This is a genomic window from Mesorhizobium sp. M8A.F.Ca.ET.021.01.1.1, from assembly GCF_003998025.1.
Taxonomy (GTDB): Bacteria; Pseudomonadota; Alphaproteobacteria; order Rhizobiales; family Rhizobiaceae; genus Mesorhizobium.
In genome coordinates this window covers 1-5,078 of the sequence record NZ_RZSJ01000467.1, presented here as the reverse complement: position 1 = coordinate 5,078, position 5,078 = coordinate 1, and the positions used below count along the sequence as shown (strand labels likewise).

The 5,078-nt window shown below is 62.0% G+C and carries 7 protein-coding genes; 2 read left to right on the top strand and 5 right to left on the bottom strand.

Going from position 1 to position 5,078, the window contains the following annotated elements; genetic code table 11:
• Positions 1-1,288 (top strand): thiamine pyrophosphate-dependent enzyme (locus EOA36_RS27260; RefSeq protein ID WP_127280195.1); only part of this gene is annotated, 1,288 nt, incomplete at its 5' end.
• A gap of 31 nt (positions 1,289-1,319) precedes the next feature.
• Entirely contained in the window at positions 1,320-1,715 is a 396-nt protein-coding gene (locus tag EOA36_RS27255) for a hypothetical protein (RefSeq protein ID WP_127280194.1), read from the top strand.
• Between the two features lie 71 nt (positions 1,716-1,786).
• On the opposite strand, the gene EOA36_RS27250 is transcribed toward EOA36_RS27255, so the two are convergent.
• The 5 genes from EOA36_RS27250 to EOA36_RS27230 form a co-directional block, all read right to left on the bottom strand.
• Complete coding sequence (locus EOA36_RS27250; protein ID WP_127280193.1) at positions 1,787-2,122, bottom strand: hypothetical protein; 336 nt, start codon at positions 2,120-2,122, stop codon at positions 1,787-1,789.
• Positions 2,123-2,354: 232 nt separating this feature from the next.
• A complete protein-coding gene (locus EOA36_RS27245; RefSeq protein WP_127280192.1) occupies positions 2,355-2,789 on the bottom strand; it encodes a hypothetical protein in 435 nt (144 codons plus the stop codon).
• A gap of 292 nt (positions 2,790-3,081) precedes the next feature.
• The gene (locus tag EOA36_RS27240; RefSeq protein ID WP_127280191.1) at positions 3,082-4,095 is read right to left on the bottom strand and encodes a YihY/virulence factor BrkB family protein; all 1,014 of its coding nucleotides are present in this window, start codon (positions 4,093-4,095) and stop codon (positions 3,082-3,084) included.
• Positions 4,096-4,249: 154 nt separating this feature from the next.
• Complete coding sequence (locus EOA36_RS27235) at positions 4,250-4,606, bottom strand: hypothetical protein (protein ID WP_127280190.1); 357 nt, start codon at positions 4,604-4,606, stop codon at positions 4,250-4,252.
• 2 nt (positions 4,607-4,608) lie between these two features.
• Positions 4,609-4,968 (bottom strand): hypothetical protein, encoded by a 360-nt coding sequence (locus EOA36_RS27230; RefSeq protein WP_127280189.1) that lies wholly within the window; start codon positions 4,966-4,968, stop codon positions 4,609-4,611.
• Positions 4,969-5,078 lie beyond the last annotated feature (110 nt).

Here is a 5,078-nt window from a genome sequence, read left to right as displayed (position 1 = left end):
TCTTTCGATTGCCAGCGACACCCAGGAACAGGAGAGCGAGCCGACGAAACGCTCCAAGCGCAATCGTCCCGAGCACACGCCGCAAAATATGTTCACAGGCCATATGGTGGCGCAAGACGTCGAGTTGGACAAGGCAGCAGCCGTTCTCAACGAGGCCCCGCGCGTGGCGATCCTGGCCGGCCGTGGTGCGCTGGGGGCGGCAAGCGAACTGGAGCGAACTGCCCAGCTGCTGCAGGCGCCGGTGGCCAAGGCCCTGCTCGGCAAGGCGGTGCTGCCGGACGATCATCCCTACACGACCGGTGGCATCGGCATTCTGGGAACACTGGCATCGCAGGATATGATGGAGAACTGTGACGCCGTGCTGATCGTCGGTTCGACTTTTCCATATATCGAGTACTACCCCAAACCCGGACAGGCCCGGGGCGTCCAGATTGATTGCGACGCGCAACGGATCGGCCTGCGCTTCCCGGTAGAGGCGGGGCTCGTCGGCGATGCGGCCGAGACATTGCGCGCGCTCAACCGGCGGCTGACGCAGAAGCCTTCCAATGAATTTCTGCTGCGGGCGCAGGACAACATGGGCAAGTGGCGCGAAATGATGCGGCAGTCCGAGGACGCGCAGGCCCATCCCGTAAAACCACAATTGGTCGTCCGCGCATTCGGAGAAAGATTGGCCAGCAATACGGTGCTGGCAACCGATTCAGGCCAGAATACCGAACTGGCGGCACGCCATGTCGACTTGCGCGAGGGCCAGGCATTTGGCCTCTCGGGCGCTTTGGCGTCGATGTCCTGCGGGCTAGCCTACGCAATCGCCGCCGGGATCGCATTCCCTGGCCGACCGGTCGCCGCCATCGTCGGTGACGGTGGCCTCGCCATGCAGCTCGGCGAATTCTCCACCGCGGTGCGTTACGGCGTTCCGCTGAAGCTTCTGGTCCTCAAGAACAATATGCTCAACCAGATCGCGTGGGAGCAGATGATGTTTCTCGGCAACCCGCAATTCGGCTGCGAACTGGCGCCGATCGACTTTGCCAAGGCGGCCGAGGCAATGGGCGCAAAGGGGTTGCGCATCGATCGGGCCGACCAGATCGAGGCTGTTCTGGACGAAGCGTTCGCCGTCGACGGCCCGGTGATAGTCGAGGCGCTTGTCGATGCCTATGAACCGATGATGCCGCCCAAGATGCCGTCCCACTATGCCAGGAATTTCCGGAAGGCCCTGCCGCAGACGCCGGGCCACGAACAGATCGAAGAGAATATCGCCCGGGAGCCCGCCAGATCTATGATGGATGTCTGACGGGTGCGGGTCCAACAAGGAGAATCCGCCATTGCGCTTTTTCGCGGCACTTGTGATTTCAGTTCTGTTTCAGCTGTCGCCCAGCCATGCTCAGACTGCGGGGCCGCGGGCAGCGGGCGACTTGTCCCTGCCCTTGGATCCGTTGGATCAGGATGCGCCAGATCAGGGTCAATTCGATTTCAGCAACGGGTTTACGCGGGTCGCCATCATCTCCATTGACGACCTTCCCCCGGACGTCAAGATGCAGGCCGAGCGTATCGTTGCCCAGACCACCGCGGATGACCTGCGAGCCTTGCAGAACTCGATCGACGGGTCCCAGCAGGCAACGGCGGCGCTAACGCAGAATGGGCTGAACTCCTCCCAGGTCATCGCGGCCAACGTCGATGGAGACGGTACGCTTACGCTGGTCATTCAGACCACGACATAGAGATCATCCGGAGTTCGAGCCATGGTCACTTCCCGATGCTCAACCGGCAGATTGGATGGGCCCATCACGGGCTACATGCCGCGATCTGGAACATATAGGCAGTACGAGCGCTGGGGCTTGGCGTCCCCGCCGGGCTTGCATTCGTGAAAATATTCATCGTGCGAGCGTTTGATGCGGTGATCGCTGTAGGGGATCAATTCTCCGGTCGACAGCTGATATCCGTTCCGGGTTTCCTTCACGTCCGAAGCAGGCGCCTGGTAGCAGTCGACACCCGAACAGCAGGAGCTGTCATATTGCCATCCGGCCGGGGCCTGGTGGGCGGCGGCCGGAACGACGTGGAACGCCAGGGCAAGAACCGTAGCCAGCGTGCGCCGGGAACCCTGGCTCGATGTTCCTTGCAGGGGCACCGGCGTTCCTTGATCCTTGGACCTTCTGCTCATTGCCGTTGACCCCTATTGCGTGAGGCCTGATGCACGTCGATCGACCCAAGCTATCCCGGTGGCTTCCGGAGCCCGCTGCCCGGGGGGAGAGGCAGCGAGCCACTGGGGACTGACCGGAGGGGGGAAGGCATCCGGCCGCGTCCCTAACAGCGATCATGGCACAATGTTCCAGCGGTTTCCGGTTTCGGCGGAACGCATCTCAATGTGCCCACAACTGCCGCCGCAGCCACGCAGCGATCCTGTTGCCGGTCAAGATCCTGCGGACCCGCGCAGAAACCCACCCTGCCTGCATGGTGGAGCCGACATGACAGCTGCACACGATATCGTGCAATTGCCAGTCGGAGAGTTCGAAGAAGCGCTTGGCTTCGCCGTAGCTGTCATTGCTCAGGCCGCATGCACGCAACAGCGAATCTTCGAACGCGACCGTGATCGGCGAGCCTGCGGCGCGCGCTTCCTGCCGCACCGAGGCGCGCATGTGTTCGGTGCCGGTAAGCGCGGCGAGGCATCGCGACGGGTTCTCCCCGAGAAGGTCGGCCCAACGTTGCAACCTCTGCGTCCTGGTCATGCGCGGGGCAGGCACCGAGGCGTTTACCTCAGCGATCGCCTGCAATTGATCGAGTGTCTGGTGTTTCATGGCTGGCTCCTGTTGCTCGCTCCAGCATCCTTCGCCGGAATCTCGCGGTAAGGTGCGGTCGTGGAAGCCCGCGCCGTCCTGAGGGAAAGAGGCGCGGGCCGATCTGGTGTTTCCACCGATCTTCCGCAGACACCACGCGGCGGCATCTGAAGCGATCCAGAACTGCCAGCGTCGACCAATGTTCCACGCCCGCGTGTATTATTTGGATGATCTTGCCAAGGACGGCCGGGCCTCCGAACCAATCACCCGCCGGCTGACCCGTCATTGAATTCTGCGGCTCGGACGGCGCATGTCAGGGACGACGCAAGCCGAGGACGAGGCTGGTCAACGTAGCGGTCGCGCAAGCCACTGCAACCAGCGTCACGATCCCGGCGGAGTTGCCTGTACCAAATGGGTCGACGTCTTTCGATGGCAACTCACCTGTCGCAGGCACGTCCCCGTGCGCCAGCGCGCCCAGATCCGATCTGCTGCCGTGCCGAACCGAGTAGGCGCGCGTGAATTCCGCACCGAGAAGAAAAATTTCCGCTGAATAGTAGACCCACAACAATATGACGAGGAGACCGCCGGCGGCTCCGTAGGACGACGCGATGGCGCTGGAGCCGATATACCAGCCAATAAACGATTTTCCGACAGTGAACAGAAAAGCAGTGACGACAGCACCGATGCCGACATCGCGCCATGTCAAGTTTCGATCGGGCAGGATTTTGTAAATCGCGGCGAACATCATCGAGATCAGCACGAACGACGAGACCAGATTGATGGCGGCGAGGATCAGGGCGCCAAACGGCATGTGAGCGTTGATGATATCGCCTAACACCGCGATCGCCGCGCTGGCCGCGAGCGATACGAGCAGCATGAAACCCAGTGCAGCGACCAGGCCCAGACTTGCCGCCCTTGCACGCATAAGGCGCGACAACGAAACACCCTGCGGTTCAACCTTCCATATCGTGTTCAGCGACTGCTGCATCTCGCCAAAGACACCTGAAGCGGTTACGAGCAAGGTGGCGATGCCGATCAGCGCCGCCAAGGTCCCGGACGATTTTCGGGACGCGCTTGCCAGTACGCTCCGCAGGAGGTCTGCGCTTTCCGGCCCCATCAGACCCGACAGTTGGGCAGACAAGGCCACTTGGGCGGCCTCGTGACCGAAAGCAAGGCCGGCGATCGCGACGACGATGAGCAGTATCGGCGCCAGTGACGTCGTGGCGTAGAACGCAATCGCAGCGCCGTGGCTTAGCGCATTGTCGTTGACAAAGCCCACGGCACTTTCGCGCACCAGGTTCCAGGTGTCCGTGATCAGGGGTCGCATGGTCGAGACCGTAAGCCGTGCCTGCAATGGCGTTCACTAGCAATGCGCGCGGACTGCCTATGTTCCCGTTGCCGGCGATGTGGTCACTTCAAATGCGCCTCGCGGCCGATGCCAACATTGCGCTGCTTTCGCATACGGCCAGGCGACAACCGCGTCATCCTCGTCGCTTTCCCTGAGTCCGATGCGGTTCGGCTTCGCCTGTCATCTGGGAGAGTTCGGTCATCGGACACAGCAAACGCGGCCGCTTCGGATCGGAGATATCGAGCATATCCCAAGGGATGCGATAGAAGCCATCGCGCCGCCGCAGCCTGAAAAGATCGAGCAATGCCGAGCCGATAGAGAAAGCAGAAAGCCGCTCCAGCGCGGCATAGATGCCAACGTGAAATTCGGTCACCACGAGATCGCCGCCCACCTGTTCGGCGTGTATCTCCTCTATATGGCCTACGCTTTTGCCGCGTAGCGACAGCACGCGCCTGCCGGCAAGATGTTCGAGGTTGACGGTGGTGGTCATGCCTACGCCCCCGGTATGCGACCGATGAAATGATCGCGCAGCCAATCCTGCCAGTCGAAGATCGACGTCTCGCGCCCGTCGATGTCGAACTCGATATCGAGCCCGATATCGCGCACCTTCTTCCAGGAAATCCGGTGCGGCTCGCTATGGCGGTCTCCCCCAAGCCACGCGGCAAGCCGGGCTGCCCAGCGACCGGGCCGTGCGCCGAGGCGATGCGCAAGGGTGATCGAGCCGAGCTCGGCCGCGACAATCCGGGGCGGCTTTCCGGGCCGCAGCTCGGCAACCAGCCCGTCGACCTTGCCGATCTTCACTCCCTTCCGGTCGAGTACTTGTTTGTCGAGGACATCGCGCAGCAAGTTCATCATACGTCTCCGAATATCTGCAGCGGAATCGTCACCACCGCGAGCACGAAGGCGAGCGTGATGATGAAGATGACGGCGGCGTTTGAGACGATGCCGTTGCGGTGCGCGCC